Here is a 2,433-nt window from a genome sequence, read left to right as displayed (position 1 = left end):
CAGGCCCAGCAGGCGGTTGGTTTCACCGCTCATGGCGGAAGGCACGACGACCATCTGGTGCCCGGCGCGGGCCCACTTGGCCACGCGTTTGGCGACATTGCGAATGCGCTCCGTGGAGCCCATGGAAGTGCCGCCGTATTTATGAACGATGAGTGCCATGAAGAGGTAGTCGCGGAAATGAGCGGAAGTGGAAACAGGAGCTGCGCCACAACGCAGAACCGCGCATTTTAGCCACTGCGCCAATGCAGGCTCAGTTGGGGCTGGCCGGGCAAGGCCAGAACCCGCGCGTCCAGCCCCAAGCCGGGCACGAACACCAGCTGGCCGCCGCTGTAGACCAGCGGGCCCGTGCGTTCCCACTCGGGGATGCCGACGTCCTGATACTGCTTCTTCAAGCTGCGCGCCGGGCGGCCGATGCCCGCCTGGAATTGTTCGCCACCTTCGCGAGGCCTCAACTCCAGATGGGCCAACCAGGCCAGGGGCACGCCGCCCTCTTTCACACGCCGGGCGACCAGTTCACCGCCCCAGCCCGGCAGCGCGAAACGGCCGGCGCGAAGAATGCGCAATGAGGCTTGTCGCGCGGCATCGACCACCGCCACCGGCGCCTCGGCGGTAAACAGCAAACGGCCACGGTGGCGGCGCAGCACACCACCTGGCAACTCCCATTGCGCCGGGCCGGCGCCCGGCAGCTCGAGCGCCAGCCGCTGCACCAGGCTGGCAGCCGCACTGCGCCCTGACGCAGCCTTCAACCACGCACGCAACGCGTGGGTCTGGCGGGCCTCGCTCAAGCCGCGCCAGGCCTTGATGTCCAGACCGGCTGCGCTCGAGACCCGCGCCAGATCCATCAACGCCAGTTCGGCCAGGCACTCCAAGGCCTCGCCGGCCCACGTCGCGGCGTCGGCCAGGCTTGCCTCGGCCTGCGGGAATGCCCGGCTCAATGCAGGCCATACATTCAACCTCAGCCGGTTGCGCGCAAAGCGCGGGTCGTCGTTGCTGTCATCGTCGACGTAACGCAGGCGATGACGCCGCACGTAGGCTTCGATGGCCTCGCGCGGGTGGCTCAGCCACGGGCGCAGCCAGGTGATGCCATCACGCTCTACTTCGCGCGGCATGCCGGCAAGGCCGGCCACGCCCGCACCACGCAAGGCCTGCAGCAGCAGGGTTTCGGCTTGGTCGCGTTGATGGTGGGCCAACAACACGATGTGGGCTCCTGCCTCGGCGGCCATTTGGCGCAGAGCGCGGTAACGCGCCTGCCGAGCCCAGGCTTCGATGCTGTCGCCCGCAGGCGGCCGCTCGGTCAGCCGATGGGTCAACAGGCGCAGGGGCAAACCTTGTTGGACCCAACGTGTGCACTGCGCCTGCGCGTGTGCCAACCAGTCGTCGGCATGCGGGCTCAGCCCATGGTGCAAATGCAAGGCCACCACCCGCACACCCTGCCCTGCCGCAGCGAGCGCGGTGGCGTGGAGCAAGGCGGTGGAATCGCGCCCGGCGCTGTAGGCCACCGCGATGCAGTGAGTCAGCTCAGCGGTCGCTGGTGTCGGTGTAGCGGCCATAGGACTGCAGGCGTTCATAGCGCCGTTGCAGCAGTTCCTTGGGCTTGAGGTCACTCACCTGGCGCAGCGCGTCGTTGAGTGCACGCTTGAGATAAGCCGCCATCTGCTTGTGGTCGCGGTGGGCGCCGCCCACCGGCTCGTTGACGATCTTGTCGATCAGACCCAAGGCCTTCAGTCGGTGTGCGGTGATGCCCAGTGCATCGGCGGCGTCGGACGCCCGCTCGGCCGTGCGCCACAAGATCGATGCACAACCTTCCGGTGTGATCACCGAATAGACCGAGTACTGCAGCATCAGCACCTGGTCGCCTACGCTGATGGCCAGCGCGCCACCCGAACCACCTTCGCCGATGATGGTGACGATGATGGGCACTTCGAGCTGCGCCATCTCGAAAATGTTGCGGCCGATGGCTTCGGACTGACCACGCTCCTCGGCGCCGATACCGGGGTAGGCCCCCGGGGTGTCGACCAGCGTGAAGACCGGCAGGCCAAACTTCTCCGCCAGTTTCATCAGCCGCAGCGCCTTGCGGTAGCCCTCTGGCCGCGACATGCCGAAGTTTCGCGCAGCGCGCTCCTTGGTGTCACGCCCCTTCTGGTGGCCGATGACCATGCAGGCCTGGCCGTTGAAGCGCGCGAGGCCGCCCACGATGGACTGGTCGTCGGCGAAGTGGCGGTCGCCGCGCAGCTCTTGGAAGTCGGTGAAAACCTCGTTGATGTAGTCCATCGCATACGGTCGCTGCGTGTGCCGCGAGATCTGCGTGACTTGCCAGGGGGTCAGGCTGGAGTAGATGTCTTTGACGAGCTGCTGGCTCTTTTTGCTCAGCCGGTCGATCTCTTCGGAGATGTCAACAGCCGATTCGCTTTGCACGTAACGCAGCTCTTCGAT

At 66.4% G+C, this 2,433-nt stretch carries 3 protein-coding genes; all 3 read right to left on the bottom strand.

Features of this window, described 5'->3' with window-relative positions; translation table 11 throughout:
• Positions 1–159: amino acid kinase family protein (locus tag RMO40_RS07650; RefSeq protein WP_489660123.1), on the bottom strand; the 159-nt coding region annotated here is incomplete at its 3' end.
• 68 nt (positions 160–227) lie between these two features.
• Positions 228–1,550 carry a tRNA lysidine(34) synthetase TilS gene (tilS, locus tag RMO40_RS07645; protein WP_309718592.1) on the bottom strand — a complete coding sequence of 441 codons (1,323 nt, stop codon included), beginning with the start codon at positions 1,548–1,550 and terminating at the stop codon, positions 228–230.
• A partial coding sequence (locus tag RMO40_RS07640; RefSeq protein ID WP_309718589.1) for an acetyl-CoA carboxylase carboxyltransferase subunit alpha occupies positions 1,519–2,433 on the bottom strand: 915 nt, incomplete at its 5' end. The genes tilS and RMO40_RS07640, both read right to left, overlap by 32 nt.

Origin of the sequence: Rhizobacter sp. (assembly GCF_031412075.1) — a bacterium.
Classification (GTDB): Bacteria; Pseudomonadota; Gammaproteobacteria; order Burkholderiales; family Burkholderiaceae_C; genus Rhizobacter.
The sequence above is the reverse complement of the archived record's forward strand: the minus strand, read 5'-3'. Positions and strand labels throughout refer to the sequence as shown.

Coding starts and splice junctions, on each gene's coding strand:
- tilS (WP_309718592.1), bottom strand. CDS start 1,550: ATGGCCGCTACACCGACACCAGCGACCGCTGAGCTGACTCACTGCATC.